Annotated in this window: 19 protein-coding genes and 1 riboswitch; of the genes, 18 read left to right on the top strand and 1 reads right to left on the bottom strand. The window is 42.7% G+C overall.

The features are described from left to right. The first annotated feature begins 16 nt into the window (after positions 1–16). The 17 genes from plsY to M3N64_RS07655 all read left to right on the top strand — a co-directional run bounded on the left by plsY (position 17) and on the right by M3N64_RS07655 (position 14,467). Complete coding sequence (gene plsY / locus M3N64_RS07735) at positions 17–616, top strand: glycerol-3-phosphate 1-O-acyltransferase PlsY (RefSeq protein WP_249100864.1); 600 nt, start codon at positions 17–19, stop codon at positions 614–616. Positions 617–657: 41 nt separating this feature from the next. Then, entirely contained in the window at positions 658–1,704 is a 1,047-nt protein-coding gene (locus M3N64_RS07730) for an NAD(P)H-dependent glycerol-3-phosphate dehydrogenase (protein WP_249100619.1), read from the top strand. Between the two features lie 61 nt (positions 1,705–1,765). Further along, positions 1,766–2,029, top strand: a complete 264-nt coding sequence (locus M3N64_RS07725; protein ID WP_249100615.1) for a stage VI sporulation protein F — start codon at positions 1,766–1,768, stop codon at positions 2,027–2,029. Positions 2,030–2,436: 407 nt separating this feature from the next. Further along, positions 2,437–3,924 carry a stage IV sporulation protein A gene (gene spoIVA, locus M3N64_RS07720; protein ID WP_249100612.1) on the top strand — a complete coding sequence of 496 codons (1,488 nt, stop codon included), beginning with the start codon at positions 2,437–2,439 and terminating at the stop codon, positions 3,922–3,924. Positions 3,925–4,170: 246 nt separating this feature from the next. After that, positions 4,171–4,443, top strand: coding sequence for an HU family DNA-binding protein (locus M3N64_RS07715; RefSeq protein WP_249100609.1), 273 nt, complete (start codon positions 4,171–4,173; stop codon positions 4,441–4,443). Between the two features lie 345 nt (positions 4,444–4,788). Further along, entirely contained in the window at positions 4,789–5,352 is a 564-nt protein-coding gene (gene folE / locus M3N64_RS07710; protein WP_368389906.1) for a GTP cyclohydrolase I FolE, read from the top strand. A 95-nt stretch (positions 5,353–5,447) separates the two neighbouring features. After that, positions 5,448–5,678, top strand: coding sequence for a trp RNA-binding attenuation protein MtrB (mtrB, locus tag M3N64_RS07705; RefSeq protein ID WP_249100606.1), 231 nt, complete (start codon positions 5,448–5,450; stop codon positions 5,676–5,678). 66 nt (positions 5,679–5,744) lie between these two features. Next, positions 5,745–6,527: a heptaprenyl diphosphate synthase component 1 gene (locus M3N64_RS07700; RefSeq protein WP_249100603.1), complete on the top strand. Its 783-nt coding sequence runs from the start codon at positions 5,745–5,747 to the stop codon at positions 6,525–6,527. A gap of 1 nt (position 6,528) precedes the next feature. Then, a complete protein-coding gene (locus M3N64_RS07695) occupies positions 6,529–7,245 on the top strand; it encodes a demethylmenaquinone methyltransferase (RefSeq protein ID WP_249100600.1) in 717 nt (238 codons plus the stop codon). A 57-nt stretch (positions 7,246–7,302) separates the two neighbouring features. Further along, a complete protein-coding gene (locus tag M3N64_RS07690; protein ID WP_249100597.1) occupies positions 7,303–8,271 on the top strand; it encodes a polyprenyl synthetase family protein in 969 nt (322 codons plus the stop codon). 122 nt (positions 8,272–8,393) lie between these two features. Then, positions 8,394–8,816, top strand: coding sequence for a nucleoside-diphosphate kinase (ndk, locus tag M3N64_RS07685; protein ID WP_249100594.1), 423 nt, complete (start codon positions 8,394–8,396; stop codon positions 8,814–8,816). Positions 8,817–8,859: 43 nt separating this feature from the next. Beyond that, positions 8,860–9,639 carry a CheR family methyltransferase gene (locus M3N64_RS07680; RefSeq protein ID WP_249100591.1) on the top strand — a complete coding sequence of 260 codons (780 nt, stop codon included), beginning with the start codon at positions 8,860–8,862 and terminating at the stop codon, positions 9,637–9,639. A gap of 150 nt (positions 9,640–9,789) precedes the next feature. Next, positions 9,790–11,142: a tetratricopeptide repeat protein gene (locus tag M3N64_RS07675; RefSeq protein ID WP_249100589.1), complete on the top strand. Its 1,353-nt coding sequence runs from the start codon at positions 9,790–9,792 to the stop codon at positions 11,140–11,142. Between the two features lie 231 nt (positions 11,143–11,373). Further along, on the top strand, positions 11,374–11,916 hold the full coding sequence (locus M3N64_RS07670) for a YpiB family protein (RefSeq protein WP_249100586.1): 543 nt from the start codon (positions 11,374–11,376) through the stop codon (positions 11,914–11,916). An 86-nt stretch (positions 11,917–12,002) separates the two neighbouring features. Continuing rightward, entirely contained in the window at positions 12,003–12,788 is a 786-nt protein-coding gene (locus tag M3N64_RS07665; protein ID WP_249100582.1) for a sporulation protein YpjB, read from the top strand. A gap of 297 nt (positions 12,789–13,085) precedes the next feature. Beyond that, complete coding sequence (locus tag M3N64_RS07660; protein ID WP_249100579.1) at positions 13,086–13,766, top strand: zinc metallopeptidase; 681 nt, start codon at positions 13,086–13,088, stop codon at positions 13,764–13,766. Positions 13,767–13,915: 149 nt separating this feature from the next. After that, positions 13,916–13,964, top strand: a riboswitch (PreQ1 riboswitch). Between the two features lie 14 nt (positions 13,965–13,978). Next, positions 13,979–14,467, top strand: coding sequence for a QueT transporter family protein (locus M3N64_RS07655; protein ID WP_249100576.1), 489 nt, complete (start codon positions 13,979–13,981; stop codon positions 14,465–14,467). Between the two features lie 64 nt (positions 14,468–14,531). Here M3N64_RS07655 and M3N64_RS07650 read toward each other — a convergent pair whose 3' ends face one another. Further along, on the bottom strand, positions 14,532–15,392 hold the full coding sequence (locus M3N64_RS07650; protein ID WP_249100573.1) for an alpha/beta hydrolase: 861 nt from the start codon (positions 15,390–15,392) through the stop codon (positions 14,532–14,534). A 287-nt stretch (positions 15,393–15,679) separates the two neighbouring features. Here M3N64_RS07650 and M3N64_RS07645 point away from each other — a divergent pair, with 287 nt between their 5' ends. After that, entirely contained in the window at positions 15,680–16,555 is an 876-nt protein-coding gene (locus tag M3N64_RS07645; RefSeq protein WP_249100857.1) for a 5'-3' exonuclease, read from the top strand. Positions 16,556–16,754: the final 199 nt, after the last annotated feature.

Genomic DNA, 16,754 nt, shown 5'->3' with positions numbered 1-16,754 from the left:
GTCTGCGGCCGTGTTGATGATCGTATTGTCCATCATTATCTCCTATTTGATTGGTTCGATCAGTTTCAGCTATTTAATTACAAAAAAAATTAAGAAAATAGATATTCGAAAAACAGGAAGCGGAAATGCGGGAGCTACAAATACAATGCGTGTGCTCGGTACCGGACCCGCGATCGGTGTTCTTTTGCTTGATGTTTTAAAGGGGGTTGTATGCATTATTATTGCACGTGCTCTTGGCCTCACAGATTGGATGGTTGCGCTTTCAGGACTTGCGGCGATAGCAGGCCACGATTTTCCGATTTATTATGGCTTTAAAGGGGGGAAGGGCGTCGCAACGACGATCGGCGTGTTTTTTATGATTATGCCACTGTATGCGCTGATTGCCGGCGTGATTACCCTGCTCATTATTGCTCTGACCCGTTTTGTTTCTCTCGGTTCTTTATTCTTCCTTCTGTTTACTCCTGTATTCGGCTGGATTTTGCGCGGATATTCGGCGGGTCTGCTGATTGTCACTTTTTTAATCACAATTCTAGCATACTATCAGCACCGATCGAACATTAATCGCTTACTTCATGGCAAGGAAAATAAACTCGGCCATAAAAAAGCACAAGCATAGTGACATCTTTCAGGTACACCTGACTTAAGGGAGGAAAAGCGATGAAAAAAATAGCTGTACTTGGTGCCGGAAGCTGGGGAACGGCTCTTTCAATGGTTCTTGCGGATAATGGATATACAGTTTCGCTATGGAGTCACAGAAAAGAGCAGGTATCCGAGCTGTTAGAGAACCACACAAACAACAAATATCTCCCCGGCGTTATTCTTTCGAAGAAGATCATTGGAACAAATGATTTAAGTCAGGCACTTGATCAAACGGATGCGCTTCTGCTTGTTGTTCCGGCCAAGGCAATGCGAGAGGTACTCAGACAAATACATGGCATAATGAGACAGCCTATGCTGTTTATTCATGGGGTTAAGGGCATCGAACCTGGCACTTTTAAACGGATGTCTGAAGTCATCGAAGAGGAGATTCCCGCACAGCTCCGACAAGCGATTGTGGCTCTTTCAGGACCCAGTCATGCAGAAGAAGTGTCACTGCGACATCCAACTACCGTGGCGGTAGCCTCCAATGATCTGAGTGCAGCAAAGAAGGCGCAGGATTTATTTTTTAATCACTATTTTCGCGTCTATACGAATGGGGACACAATTGGAGTCGAAATTGGCGGCGCGTTAAAGAATATTATTGCGCTTGGTGCTGGTATGCTCGACGGCCTGGGGTATGGAGATAATGCTAAGGCCGCACTTATTACGCGCGGTCTTGCTGAAATTACCAGACTTGGAACGAAGCTGGGTGCGCATCCATTGACTTTTATTGGATTGACAGGAATGGGCGATTTAATTGTTACTTGCACGAGTGTCCACAGCCGAAACTGGAAGGCCGGCAACATGCTTGGAAAAGGTGAGAAACTGGATTCAGTTCTTGAGAAAATGGGAATGGTTGTCGAAGGTGTACGGACAACAAGGGCTGCTCATGCTCTGGCAAAAACAATGAATGTCGAAATGCCGATAACATCTGCTATATATCAGGTCCTTTTTGATGGGAAACATCCTAAAAAAGCAGTTGATGAACTGATGGACCGAGATAAAAAGGATGAAATTGCACCGCTGACACGCAGTTTAGCAGAGAACAATACAAAAAATCAATAAGTATCACAATGAAGACTCCGTGCATACCATGTAAAGAATGCAGGGTAAAGGAGGACGTTCATTGGATTCTAATAATCCTTTTTTTGATAATATTGAAAAGAAGACGAACGTGAAGAAAGAGGATATCTTAAAGATAGCCAATTCTGTTTCGAATGCCGATTTCAGTGATCCGAAAGTTGTAAAAGACTTAATTGCGCGCATTGGGAATACTGCGGGTGTCCCGGTTTCAAAGGAGAAGGAAGAAGCACTTGTTAAAGCCATTACGGCAGGCAATATTCCTGGGAACTTCGCATCTTTATCAAAAATTTTCGGTTCAAAGAAGTAACTGGGCCGTCGTCAGCGGCAAACAAAGTAGGATTCGCATAATGTATTGTTGCGTCAATCATTTTGCAAGAGCGCAAAAGGCGTGGAAGGATTTAGTCATATGGAGAGAAAACGTTCAACGTTTTCTCTCCATTTTTTTAAGCTATTAGCGGATTATAGCATAAGTGCGACGACCTCTTTGCCTTCGCCAGAGGCCTGGAAAAGCCAAGTTTTCTAATCCAGGATGGCATAAAAAAGAAATCGGACAATATTTTAGTAGAGATAGGCAGTTTATTATGCTGCAGGTCCAGCTTCATGATTCGCTTCGGATGATCTCATTTTATTGGCATAATCAATGGACAAATTCATATGTTTAGAACGATCACCGAGGTAGTTTAATGCAGAAGGAGGAGCGGGAGGGTGCCAACTTTGGAAAAACTTGAACGAGTCGATATTTTCAAAGACATTGCTGAACGAACCGGAGGAGATATTTATCTAGGGGTTGTCGGTGCAGTACGTACAGGTAAGTCGACATTTATTAAAAAGTTTATGGAACTTGTGGTATTGCCGAATATTGAAGATGAGGCCGATCGCGTCCGCGCGAAAGATGAACTGCCCCAAAGCGCGGCAGGAAAGCAGATCATGACGACAGAGCCTAAATTTATCCCCAATCACGCAGTCAAAGTTGCCGTTGAGGAAGGACTGGAAGTCAATATTCGCGTTGTTGACTGTGTCGGTTACGCCATTAAGGGGGCAAAAGGTTTTGAAGATGAAAACGGCCCGCGCATGGTGCATACGCCATGGTATGATGAGCCAATTCCGTTTCAGGAAGCTGCTGAGATCGGGACACGTAAAGTTATTCAGGAGCATTCCACACTTGGCGTTGTCATTACCACTGATGGATCAATCGGTGAGATTGATCGCGAAGATTATGTGGAAGCAGAAGAACGGATCGTTGATGAATTAAAAGAGGTCGGAAAACCTTTTATACTGATTGTCAACTCAACCCATCCGTACCATCCGGATACGGAGGCCCTTCGCAAGGAGCTTTCCGAAAAATATGATATTCCGGTTCTTGCGCAAAGCGTCGAAAATATGACGGAACACGATATCAATAATATATTACGTGAAGCTTTATTCGAATTCCCTGTCCTTGAAGTGAATGTCAATCTGCCAAGCTGGGTAATGGTACTAAAAGATGAGCATTGGCTGCGGAAGAGCTATGAAGATGCAGTGAAAGAAACCGTTAAGGATATTAAACGCCTTCGCGACGTTGATCGTGTGGTCGGCACATTCGGTCAATATGATTTTATTGAGAACGCACAGCTTTCCGGCATCGAGATGGGGAAAGGCACAGCTGAAATCGATTTGTTTGCACCCGACAACTTGTATGATCAAGTATTGAAGGAAGTTGTCGGTGTTGAAATACGCGGTAAGGATCACTTGCTTCAATTGATGCAGGAATTTGCTCACGCCAAACGAGAGTATGATCAGGTTGCCGATGCTTTGAAAATGGTAAAACAAACCGGATATGGTATCGCGGCGCCTTCAATCAGTGATATGAGCCTTGATGAACCTGAGATTATTAAACAGGGATCACGGTTTGGGGTACGACTGAAGGCGGTAGCGCCATCCATTCATATGATTAAAGTGGACGTCGAATCTGAATTTGCGCCGATCATTGGTACCGAGAAGCAAAGTGAAGAACTTGTCCGCTATCTCATGCAGGACTTTGAAGATGATCCGCTTTCTATCTGGAATTCCGATATATTTGGAAGATCGCTGAATTCCATTGTTCGAGAAGGCATTTCGGCGAAGCTGGCATTGATGCCGGAAAATGCCAGATACAAACTAAAAGAAACACTGGAACGCATTATCAACGAAGGTTCCGGAGGCCTGATCGCGATTATCTTGTAAATGGAAGAACATGAGAACTTGAGATCCCAGCGGGGGTCTTTTTCTTTTGTTACAGGTTCATGGAGAGGTGCGTCGTTCCATCGTTCAAGGGGCCTATTTTCTTAAAATTAGGGTTAAAATGCCACGAATATGGCAATATTTTTATAAAAGCTGTTGAATTCTTCCATCACATCGTATATGATAAGCGTTGTTGATGTTTCATCCAGCGCAAAAAGGGAGTTATTCCTTTTTAAGGAGGTGAATGAGTTGAATAAGACTGAATTGATTGCCGCCGTTGCAGAATCTGCTGATCTGTCGAAAAAGGATGCTACAAAAGCGGTTGATTCTGTCCTGTCAACGATTGCCGATGCTTTGAAAAGCGGAAGCAAGGTTCAATTAATCGGATTCGGCAATTTTGAAGTTCGTGAACGTTCTGCCCGCAAAGGACGCAATCCGCAAACGGGAGAAGAAATCGAAATCAGCGCTAGCAAAGTTCCAGCTTTTAAACCAGGTAAAGCATTGAAAGAAGCCGTCCAATGATCTGATGGATACATAGGACGTATGTTCGAAGGAGCCATCCGTTGCGGATGGCTCTTTTTGGTGCAAAACGATTTTTCGGCTGATCCCGTGACTTTTCTTACAAATAGCAGAAAGTTGAAACATAAGTAAAGGAACTTTTCTTTATTTTTATTTATCCCTATGCTAAAATTTTTTATTAGAGTAAGTTATTTTGCCTCACTTTTTAAAATCAGGTTGTACATTTACATAAATGTGCACTTTGCACTACTTTTTAAATTGAAAAGGGAACACACATATTTTGAACACTTGGCGGTTGAATGATCTTGCAGTGTTTTTAGCGCAAGGTCTGTTAGGAGGATAAATTCAGTGGCGGTGGATCAGGAAAAAATTAAAAAGGCCGTTCGAATGATTCTTGAAGCGATTGGGGAAGATCCGGAACGCAGCGGTCTGCTGGAAACGCCTCAGCGTGTTGCGCGCATGTATGAAGAGATTTTTAAAGGAATGAAGCAGGACCCAAAAGAATACTTATCGAAAACATTCGATGAAGCGCATGAGGAACTGGTATTGGTTAAAGATATCCCTTTCTATTCCATGTGTGAACACCATCTCGTTCCTTTTTTTGGAAAGGCACATGTAGGATACATACCGAGAGAAGGTCGAGTAACCGGTCTGAGCAAACTTGCCCGCGCGGTTGAGGCGGTTGCGAAACGGCCACAGCTTCAGGAACGGCTGACAACAGAAGTTGCGGACAGTATTGTCGAGACGCTTCGCCCATATGGTGTGATTGTTGTCATCGAAGCAGAGCATATGTGCATGACGATGCGTGGTGTGAAAAAACCTGGAGCAAAAACGATCACATCTGCAGTTCGCGGTATCTTCCAGAAAGATTCGACCGCACGTGCAGAGGCAATGTCATTAATCAATCATTGAGTCAATAACTCAAGCTTCTGCTCAGCTATAGTAACTGGATTGTACGGCTAAATGAATACAGATTGAGACGGATGTCATGGAAAGAGGTGTCGAATATGGAACTGAACAATGAAGAAGTACTGGGCGATTATTTTGTCATCAAGGCTGAAGAGGACGGAGTAAATGTCATTGGCTTGACTCGTGGGGCGGAGACTCGTTTTTTTCATACGGAAAAGTTAGATAAAGGCGAAGTGATGATTGCACAGTTTACCGAGCATACATCAGCAATCAAAGTGCATGGCAAGGCGACGATACAAACAAAACATGGGACGATCGTATCTGAGTGACATTTTATCATCATGAGAAGCACAGATTATTTTCTGCTGTGACTTACTTGCATAGGAGGCGCTGTATTGTCACTAAATGACGAATTGAAATTGGTGCACGATCAGCTTTGTGAAGAACTTGAGCACCCTTATGTCAGGTCCATTTTGCCAGAACCCGTTATCGATCGTGACAAGCTGCTGATTTATTATGTTTTATTCCGCTTAAGCCGATTTGGGACGAGTGCGGCAGAATGTACAAAAAGCGTACTGGTGGCAGAGATTGGCCTGAACACGCACAGAAATGTTTCTAATATTTCCATGGAAGGAATTACAGGCAGTGAAGCAACCAAGCAAAGGCAGCTAACTGTACTATCCGGCGATTTTTACAGTGCCCTCTATTACTTTTGGCTGGCGCGACAGCCAAACATGGAAGTAATTAAGTGGGTGGCTCAGGCCATTCAGAAATTTAATGTGCAGCAATGTACTTTTTTTTATCCTGCCTCTCATCCAAATTGGATTGAGATGATTGCAGCCATCAAAGAGATTGAGAGTGCGCTTGTAAAAAAAATTGCAGAGCAACTTGGATTTACTCAGATGATTTCATATCTGACCGACTTTTTATTAGTTAAAAAACTGATCTTCGAACAGAGTGCGCATGGGCATGAAAGTGGCCTGTTTTATCGAGTGCTTCATGATACATTTGATCATTGTCCGGAACGGCTGGATAAGACAATCAGAGAAAAGAAGACGCAATTAATAAAAGCGCTTAATCGCCCTGAAGATGAGAGACAGCAGTGGCGTCCGCTTTTAAATTATTTACGCAACCGAATGGAGCGGTTGACAGAAAGTGCTGAGGAAGGGATTTATTAAGATGTCGAATCAGGAAGAAAAAAGGGAAAAAGTACACCAGGTCTTTCAAAGCATTTATAAAAAATATGATTCGATGAATTCGCTGATAAGTTTTAATCGGCATAAAGCATGGCGGAGAAAAGCTGATGCACTTGTTGCAGCACGCAAAGGCGAACAGGTAATTGACGTCTGCTGCGGAACAGGAGATTGGTCACTTTCCCTGGCAGCAGCAGTGGGACCCGGTGGAAAAGTCGTAGGCCTTGATTTCAGCGATAATATGCTCAAGATTGCAGAGATGAAAAAAAAGGTGCGGCAGTATGATAATATAAAGCTGGTTAATGGGGATGCCATGGCCATTCCATATGAGGATGCCTCATTTGATCGGGCAACAATTGGGTTCGGTCTGCGTAATGTCCCAGACTATCTAACTGTACTGAAAGAGATCTATCGAGTGCTTCGCCCGGGGGGAGTGCTTGTCTGTCTTGAAACTTCTCAGACAAAAATACCCGTGTATCGGCAGTTATATTTCTTTTATTTTCGGTTTATAATGCCGCTTCTGGGCAAAATCTTTGCAAACAGCTATCATGAGTATGCATGGCTCAACGAATCGGCATCCAAGTTTCCCGATCAAGAGACATTAACTGGTTTGTTTCGACAGGCAGGTTTTAAAAATATATCGGTCTGTTCATTAATGGGCGGGATTGCCGCAATACATAAAGGAATAAAGCCGTTGCGTTGAGAAAACGCACATACCGGACGGACAACGGCTTATGCAGCAAAGAAAAGGTGAAAAGACATGACGCTGACGAGCATTTATCTGGAACAAAAAAAAAATCTGAATAAGATCGAAAAACAATTAGAATCTGCATTGAAGGCGACACATCCTGTCATCCATGAAGCTGCTCTTGATCTGCTTCGGGCAGGTGGTAAGCGTATTCGTCCATTACTGGTACTGCTTTGCGCACAATATGGAGATGCATCACGAAAAGCAGTCTATGATTCGGCGGTTACCTTGGAACTGATTCATATGGCGTCACTTGTCCATGACGATGTGGTCGATGACTCTGACCTGAGACGCGGGAAGCCAACGGTTAAAGCACAATGGGATAATCGCGTCGCCATGTTTACCGGAGACTTTATATTTGCGAAAGCCGTTGAATTGATCGCGGCTTTTGACCACAAAGAGGCGCACCTGCACATTTCCCGAATTATTCGCGATCTAAGCCTTGGAGAAATTGATCAGATTAAGGAATTGTATCATGTAGAACAAAATCTTCGTGTCTATCTTAGACGCATCAAAAGAAAAACGGCCTTGCTTTTAGCGCTTAGCTGTCAATTGGGCGCTCTATCTTCCGGATGCTCATCAGATATTGGATTAAAGCTCTATTATTTTGGTTATTACTTAGGAATGAGTTATCAGATGACTGATGATATTCTTGATTTTGTCGGAACAGAAGAACAATTGGGTAAGCCAGCAGGTGATGACCTGAGGCATGGAAATATAACATTACCTACGTACTTCGCAATCCACAATCATGGGCTAAGCAGTGTGATTCGCGGGGTACTGGCATTGAAAGATACAAAAGCTACGCAATGGAATGCCGTCATACAGTCGATCCGTGATTGTGGCGCCATCCAGGATTCAGAACGTTTAAGTGGAGCATACTTACGTAAAGCAATTGAAACACTTGATCGACTGCCAAAGATTCGAGCAACGCGATCTCTTAAAGAAATTGCTGATTACATTGGGAAAAGAAAATATTAATATGAGTGTACAAAGCTGCAATGATCTCCGATAATTAAAAAAGAAACTCCATTTTTTATGGACAGGCCAGTGTAAAGAATAAAAATTAAAGAATACAAGATTTTGTGAGGAGCCTGATAATCTTGGAACGAACTTTCTTAATGATTAAACCGGATGGCGTGAGGCGTGGCCTGATCGGGAGTATTGTCGCAAGATTTGAAGCAAAGGGTTTTAAAATGATCGCCGGAAAACTGATGATCATTTCGGATGAATTGGTCAGGAAGCATTATTATGAACATGAAGGACGTCCGTATTATCAGGATTTGACAACGTTTATGACTTCCGGACCCGTATTTGCTATGATATGGGAAGGTGAAGACATTATCAAACTTGCCCGTTTCATGATGGGTTCAACAGATCCTGAGAAAGCCGCTCCGGGTACAATCCGTGGCGACTACGCGACACGCATGAATCGCAATGTGATTCATGGTTCGGATTCTCCTGAAAATGCAACACGTGAAATCAATCTTTTTTTTGATAAAAGTGAACTGATCAGTAATGAGTAATGAAAAAGAAAGTTCAGCAGTGTTTCAATGAGGAGATCGATCTATGAACGAAGCGGTCAATGAAGAATATGATCAGTTCAAAAAATCTTTTTTCCAGCTTACAGGAATAGATCTGTCTCTGTACAAAGAAGAGCAGATGAAGCGTCGATTGCGTGCATTTGGTATTCGCCGCGGAATTATGTCCTTTGCTGATTATGCAGAAATATTGAAGCAAAATCGAAAATTGCTTGATGAAGTGCTTAACCGAATGACAATCAATGTGACCGAATTCTTTCGCAATCGTCCAAGGTGGGCGGTACTTGAGAAGAAAATCCGTGCGCGTTCTTCAATAAAGCGGTCATTAAATATTTGGAGTGCTGCGTGCTCAACGGGAGAAGAGGCCTATTCTCTTGCTATATTATGCATGAACTGTCTGCCGGAAATGAATTTTTCAATCATTGCTACTGATATTGATCAAAAAGCACTGGAATCTGCGCGTCAGGGAAAATATTTGGAAAAGGCGATTGAATCGCTGGCGCCAGATGAACGAAAACACTTTGTGAAAAAAGGGTACCTATTTGAAGCAAATCAACAATTGAAAAACAAAATCCGCTTTATGCAGCATGATTTGCTTCGAGATCCGGTGCCGGGAAAGTTTGACATCATTGTCTGTCGCAATGTACTGATCTACTTTACTGATGAAGGGAAAAAAGTGATTTATCATAAATTTGGTGAAGCCTTGGAAGCGCAGGGTATACTGTTTGTCGGCAGTACCGAGCAGATTTTCAATCCTTCATCATACCGGCTGCACGCTGCTGAGACCTTTTTTTATGAAAGAATATAATGAGCCATAATTGATTTCATTGGTCTCATACAAGGCTTGTATGCAGTGATGCACGGTCGAGCTATCTGACAGTTGCTTTTTTGAAGAGATACAATTTCCATGAATGATCATATAATCACAGCCATCCTTTGAAGGGCGGATGTGATTTTTATGTATGCAAAATGGATCTTTCTTGAAGTTGTCTCGCAGGTTGATTATGATGACGTAAGTAGACTATTGTCCGGATTTTTAAAGGAGATGAGCATGATACGTACTTTAGAAACAGCAAATGCACTGATGGGAAGCGGGCAGACTGAAGAAGGAATTAAACTTCTCAGAGATCTGGCCGTCAGTGGTGATGATCAGACTCAGTTTGGCGCAGCATCTATCTTCCAGCAATACGGTTTTTTAGATGATGCTCGAAAAGTATATGAACGACTATTGACACGTTTTCCAGATGACAGTGAATTGATTTTACAGTTATCGGAATTATTAATTGATAAAAATGAAGAATCGCTGGCCATTCACTATTTGGAGAAAGTTCCCCCGCTCGATGAAAATTATTTGAGTGCACAGGTCATGCTGGCTGATCTGTTTCAGCTTGAAGGCCTTGTTGAAGTCGCTGAACATAAACTTCTTGGGGCACTGAAACGCGCCCCTCATCAGCCGATATTAATTTTAGCACTGGGTGAGCTCTATTTATCTGCCGGCGAAGCAGGGAAGGCCGTTGACTGTTTCATGGAAGTGAAAGATAATCCGGAGCTCAGCAAGCAGAATGTTCCTTTGAAACTTGCCGAGGCACTCAGCTTAAGTGGTAATTTTGAGGCTTCTATTGATGAATATGAAAAAGGACTGAAAAACGAAAAAACGCTTGACGGATTATTTGGTTATGCGGTCACCGCGATGCGTGTTCACAAACATCGAAAAGCGATCAAAGCGTTGGAAACATTAAAATCCATGGATCCAGGATATAGTACACTTTATAATGTCCTGGCAGAAGCATATGAACATGAGGGTAATCTAAAAAAAGCTCTGGCAACCGTACAGGCAGGTCTTGAACAAGATGAATATAATGAAAGGCTCTATGTATCTGGCGGCATTTTATCTGCTAAACTGCATCAAAATGACCAGGCGGTACATTATTTCAGAAAATGCCTGGCACTGAATCCGGAAAATATGGACGCACTGCTTCATTTAACTGAATTGATGGCACAAGAAGAGGATTATGAAGGTGTTATTCGGCTGCTTGGAAACACTGAAATCGAAGATCCTATGTTAATCTGGTTTCTGGCTACTGCATATAATCAGACAGATGAGCTTAAGAAAGCTGAGGCACATTACCGAAGATGCGCCTCGGTGTTCTCGGCCAATCCTGATTTTCTTCAGGAATATGGTGAGTTCTTAAGAGAAATAGGGCAGATGAATGAAGGCTTGAATCTACTTGAAAAAGCGGCGCTCCTGAGTCCGGAAAATCAGGATCTGGCTGTATTTGTCGAACGAATCAAGCAGGATGATCAAAAGTAAGCGACGAATAATTAAATACAGGACGATGTTGGAAAACCATGCTGCCTTTTAACAAACCAGTGAAAGGGTCCAAAAAATCAGTAGCAGGTGAATGAATACAAAAGTTCCTTAAAAAACCTGGCTTTGCCAAGCCTCTGACGTAGGCAAAGCCGCCGTTGCACTTATACTATTTTCCTTAAAATTTATATACTTTCTTATAGTACAAAAAAGATTTACAGGAGGGACGGCATAATGGAGCAGATGGTATCGAATATGCAGAAGAAAACATTTCTTCGCTGGATTTTAGATCGTCGTTTGCTGACGAATCGAGAGATCATTTGGCTGTTACATTATCTGATGAGTAATGATCAGTTGCTTGCCCGTATTCATATTGTTGATGATGTTTCGGAATTGAACCGATCAATGACAATCTCCGATTTCAGGGAAAATGACCGGATATTTCGGTATGTTAAAGAAACGGTAGAAACTAATGATCCTGAGAAAGCTTTTCATGATTTGCGCATGAATCAGGATGAAGCCGTTTATCTTCAACTGAATATCGATTCTGTACGCCGTTCGCCTATTTATTTTTCAGTTCTAGAAGAAAACCCGCATAGTTCTGCAGATGTTCATGAAAAATACGGACAATTTGCGGAACATGCCGCAGACGAAGCTGAACTGGCTTTCACCATTAATCGTCTGAATCTGGCAATCAATGAAGCACTTGACAACGGCGATAAGGAGTTATTCTATCTATTATCGAAACAGTTGAAAGAGGTGCGTAAGCACAGTTAAAAAGACACAGAACGAGCAGCAAAAACGGCATACTTCTCTTCCCATCCTCATAGAGTAAGATCAAGGCGTGAAGGGGAGGACAAGCGATGAAAGCGAAGCTGCTGGCTTTATTGATCTGCTCCATACTTTTCATTGGATTTCCAAATCAAGGACAGGCTGCAAGCGACGATAAAGTACTCGATCATCAAAAAAATTCAATTGAATTGGCTGATCGCGTTTTTCAATACACGGAGGCCAATCAGTTAGCTGCCGCTTCCAGTTTATTGAATGAATTGGCCCAACATTGGAAAAGGGATTCTCGTCAATTTTCCGATCAGAATCGAGAAGTGATCACAGCTTCGATCATAAAGCTGAAAATTCTTCTGAATAAATCTGGAAATACGCAAGGCGAACGTGTCGATGCTGCTGTATCTTTAAGACTGGCTTTTGATGCCTTAGATCCAAACGGCCAGCATTTATGGAAAACAATGCAACCCGAAGTCCTGAATTCGCTTTCACATGTGGAAAAAGCACTTAAAAAAGAGGATCTGGCACAATTTCAGTATCAACTGAATCATTTTCTTGATAAATATTCTGTGATATATCCGGCTCTGGTTATTGATAAACAATCTGATGTTGTCCAACTGGTGGATAAACAGATCGCTGCTTTCTCAGGCAATCGTCTGCAAGATGTTCATTCTCGTACACGGATACGGCAGTTAAATGATATAGAACGTGAACTGAAATTGGTATTCAGCCAGAATGCAAACAATGGAGCATTAAGTGATATTGGGTTGTCAGCATCTCTTGGAGCGATCATAGTCACTGTACTGTCCTATGCATCATTAAGACGTTTTGTTGGAGAACGGGCACGCAGGCAGCGTATCCATTAGAACAACCCGGATGCGTACGCTCCTGCTTTCGCATGTGTTTCTCGTCTCAGCTTTAATGCTCAGCCAAGCCATTTTTTATTGATTGGATACGGTGCGAAATCATATACTGTATCTGTTAAAAAAGAAAATTTTTTGACAATCGGAGAAAGTTTGACTAAAATTGACTATAATGAAGTTGTTCAATGATGGAATTTTTCAGGATGAATGGATGTGCTTGAGGTTGGCAATGCGCAGCATTTGTACCCGGTTCCTTCGATTTTGAACAATCTTTAAAGATCAGTATATGGAGGAATGAGCATGATTCAATACCTGATTTATTTGGGCGTATTAATGCTGATCCCTATTTGGGCGCAAATGCGCGTCCGATCGACGTATTCCCGTTATTCTGAAGTCCGCAATTCAACCGGAATGACGGGTGCTGAGACTGCCAGACGTATTTTGGACGCAAATGGGTTATATGATGTTACCATCAGAGAGGTGCCCGGATCATTAACCGATCATTATGATCCGCGCGATAAATCGGTGAATTTGTCCAGTGATATTTATCATGGCGCCTCAATAGCCGGAACGGCGGTTGCGGCCCATGAAGTAGGGCACGCCATTCAGGATGCAAAAGATTATACGTTTATGCGCGTACGAAGTGCGCTTGTTCCCGTTGCCAATCTCGGTTCAAACCTGTCCTATATTCTTATTCTGGCAGGTGTGTTTCTTGGGATGATGCAGCTGGCAGCGCTTGGTGTCATTTTTTTCGCTGCTGCCGTACTTTTCCAGTTAGTAACGCTTCCCGTTGAATTCGATGCTTCCGGCCGCGCGCTAAAGCAAATCGTTTCGCTGGGCATTGTTCAGAACAGCGAGAAAAAACAGGCGAAAAAGGTTCTTTCGGCTGCAGCAATGACTTATGTGGCAGCGGCACTTGTATCCATGATGGAATTGGTGAGATTTATCCTGATGATTACGATGTCAAACAGAGAAGAGTAATAAATTTTTTAAATAGAGCAGGGAGCAGAGCATTTCAAAGTCATTAATTTGACGATGGGGTGTCCTGCTTGTTTTTTTATGATTGGCAAGTTTAATAAAAATTGACAATCCATGCTTTTAGATTAAAATAAAGTAGTTTGAGAATAAGTGCACACGTGGTTCGAAACCATCCCACGTTTATCAAAAAACTAAGGAGGATTGTTTATTCTATTATGAAAACCGTAAGAATGCTGGCGATCAACGCAATCCTGGCGGCACTGTACATTGTGCTTACTTTCTTTTTGCAGCCGATCAGTTTTGCAGCGTTTCAATTCAGGATTTCTGAGCTGCTGAATCATTTTGTCGTTTTTAACAAAAAATATTTTTGGGGAATTGTCTGCGGCGTGTTTATAGGCAATTTGTTTTTCTCGCCAATGCTTCCTTATGATCTGATTTTTGGAACCGGTCAGTCGGCAATTGCATTGCTGATCACGATCTTTCTGTCAAAATTTGTAAAAACATTATGGAAACGCATGCTGATCAACACAGGCATTTTCACAATTACGATGTGCTTTATTGCATGGGAACTCGCGATTGTCTATAAATTGCCGTTCTTTTTGACCTGGATTACTGTGGGGATTGGCGAATGTACCGTCATGCTGGTCGGCATGCCGATCATGTATGCTTTAAGCAGGCGTATTCCATTTGAAAAGCTGATCTGAGGGAACACCTGATCCGTTTCATACGTGATATAGAAATAAATTAAAAGCACCTAAGCAGGTGCTTTTAATTTTTCGGATGAATTTTCCACAAGAAATCGGCGATTATTCGATCGACCTGAGGATTTTCATGAAGCATACTATGCTGTGCCTTTGCCCCATAAACAATTTTTTCTTTGTAATGGTCGCGGTTAAAGAAATACCTGCCAAAAAAAGCCCCCTGAAGAGAGACGACTCCGTCACCTTCATGAACATTACGCATGACGCCTGCAATCGCCAGTACATCGAGATCCTGTGGCAGCCGGTCGTGATGTTGAACGAGATAGCTTTCCCGCTTTAATTGTTCCAAAGTGTAGAGGCGATCATTCTGCGGACCACTGATCCAGTCAAAAGGTGCGGCTATGGCGACATATTTTTTTACAACAGGATAATGGGTTTGATTCTCGATTTTTTCCAGATAATATGTGAATGCTTTGCCACCCATTGAATGGCTGACGACGTTGACTTCATTCAAATGATAAGTATTTTTAAGAATAAAAAATACATTTTTCAGCCAGACCGCCTGCTGCTGCATGGATTCGTGATTGCTCGAGAAGATGACCTGAATCAACGGAATCTTTTGATCTGTAATTTGACCGGACGACTTCACCGCTCCATTTGGTTCAACGGTCATGATAATAGCGCGCTCCGGTCCGTTATAATTTTTTTTAAAGCGCCTGAGCATTGTTTTAAAGGATCGTTCTGTACCCTTCCAGCCGTGGATGAAGACAGTAGGAATCTGTCTTTTCACCATCCGAACGGCAGAAGTGTTCGAACTTTCTGTTTTGATATGCGTTGGTTCAGCATTTTCACTACGGATCACTGCTGAAAAACCGAAAGCAATGAGCGTTAACGCTAAAAAAATGAATAAAGGTACTCTGAATTTCATAAAAACACTCCATTACTGTTAACCCAATGCTATTTTTAGCTTAACGCAAATTGAAAAAATTTAAAACCATTTCTCTATACCGACCCGAAAGTGACATGGGTGTTATAATAAAGAAAATTTGACGAGCTCACAAGCAGTTAGATCAATGGGCGCTCTTGTGAAGATATGAATGTTCACAGCAGGACAAACAGGTAAAAAATAAAGTCTAAATCGTGTTATATAAAAATGTATATGTGAAAAGAGGAGTTTCATTGGCAAATCAACAGCAATTATTACTGGTGGACGGAATGGCTTTGTTGTTTCGCGCCTTTTACGCGACCGCGCCAAGCAGACAATTTATGTTTAATAAAGAAGGGGAGCCGACAAACGGTGTACAAGGTTTTCTGCGCCATCTCATGCTTGCTATCGAAAACAGAAAACCGACACATATTGCCGTATGCTGGGATATGGGAAGCAAGACTTTCCGCCATCAATTATTTGCCAGATATAAAGCGAACCGAACCGCACCCCCTGTTGAGATGGTACCTCAATTTGATCTCGCTAAAGAAATGATTGAAGCTTTTGGCATTCCCAATATTGGCGTTCCCGGATTTGAAGCCGATGATTGCATCGGCACATTGGCGAAGCGTGCACACGAGGGAACGGCTGTATCCATTGTTACCGGGGATCGCGACTTGTTGCAGCTCCTGGATCAGCGGATACAAATTGATCTTCTCCAAAAGGGATATGGCAATTACCGGAGCTTCAATGAACAAACTTTTTCTGAGCACTATGGTGTGACTCCTCAGCAATTCGTTGAAGTTAAGGCGCTTATGGGGGATACAAGTGACGGGTATCCGGGCGTTCGTGGAATCGGAGAAAAAACAGCTCTGAAATTGATCCGGCAATTTGGCTCGATTGATCGCCTTCTCGATCATTTGGACATGCTTCCCAAAAGTCAGCAAACAAAAATCAGCATGGATCTGGATATGTTACGCTTGTCGCGAAGCCTTGCCGAAATTCAGTGCCAGGTTCCCGTTGCTTTGGATATGTCGAAAGCTGTCTATAGGGGGATTACGGATTCTTTTATAGAAAAAACAGAGAATAAAGGACTGCGCCTGGTTAAATATGAATTAGTAAAGAATCGGTGGGAACGGCATGCGGCACAGGCCTCAGAGCATTGAAGCAACGGCAATGCCTTTCTTGCACCATATAAGCAATATTCATGGCGCTTTTGGAACGCGAGCCTCCGCAGATTCCCATCTTTGCCTGCGGAGGCTCGCGGTGCGTCCACGGCAAGTGAGTAGTTGCAGCGACGATTCAAGCCAAAGAAATAGATCAACGACTCATGACCCATGAGGACCGGGCGCATTTTTGCCCGGT

Origin of the sequence: Sporolactobacillus mangiferae (genome assembly GCF_023336505.1) — a bacterium.
Lineage (GTDB): Bacteria > Bacillota > Bacilli > Bacillales > Sporolactobacillaceae > Sporolactobacillus > Sporolactobacillus mangiferae.
Note: the sequence above shows the minus strand (reverse complement) of the source record. Positions and strands in the feature narration are given on the sequence as shown.

Coding starts and splice junctions, on each gene's coding strand:
- plsY (WP_249100864.1), top strand. CDS start 17: ATGATCGTATTGTCCATCATTATCTCCTATTTGATTGGTTCGATCAGT.
- M3N64_RS07730 (WP_249100619.1), top strand. CDS start 658: ATGAAAAAAATAGCTGTACTTGGTGCCGGAAGCTGGGGAACGGCTCTT.
- mtrB (WP_249100606.1), top strand. CDS start 5,448: ATGGAACTGAACAATGAAGAAGTACTGGGCGATTATTTTGTCATCAAG.
- M3N64_RS07695 (WP_249100600.1), top strand. CDS start 6,529: ATGTCGAATCAGGAAGAAAAAAGGGAAAAAGTACACCAGGTCTTTCAA.
- M3N64_RS07690 (WP_249100597.1), top strand. CDS start 7,303: ATGACGCTGACGAGCATTTATCTGGAACAAAAAAAAAATCTGAATAAG.
- M3N64_RS07680 (WP_249100591.1), top strand. CDS start 8,860: ATGAACGAAGCGGTCAATGAAGAATATGATCAGTTCAAAAAATCTTTT.
- M3N64_RS07675 (WP_249100589.1), top strand. CDS start 9,790: ATGTATGCAAAATGGATCTTTCTTGAAGTTGTCTCGCAGGTTGATTAT.
- M3N64_RS07670 (WP_249100586.1), top strand. CDS start 11,374: ATGGAGCAGATGGTATCGAATATGCAGAAGAAAACATTTCTTCGCTGG.
- M3N64_RS07665 (WP_249100582.1), top strand. CDS start 12,003: ATGAAAGCGAAGCTGCTGGCTTTATTGATCTGCTCCATACTTTTCATT.
- M3N64_RS07660 (WP_249100579.1), top strand. CDS start 13,086: ATGATTCAATACCTGATTTATTTGGGCGTATTAATGCTGATCCCTATT.
- M3N64_RS07655 (WP_249100576.1), top strand. CDS start 13,979: ATGAAAACCGTAAGAATGCTGGCGATCAACGCAATCCTGGCGGCACTG.
- M3N64_RS07650 (WP_249100573.1), bottom strand. CDS start 15,392: ATGAAATTCAGAGTACCTTTATTCATTTTTTTAGCGTTAACGCTCATT.
- M3N64_RS07645 (WP_249100857.1), top strand. CDS start 15,680: ATGGCTTTGTTGTTTCGCGCCTTTTACGCGACCGCGCCAAGCAGACAA.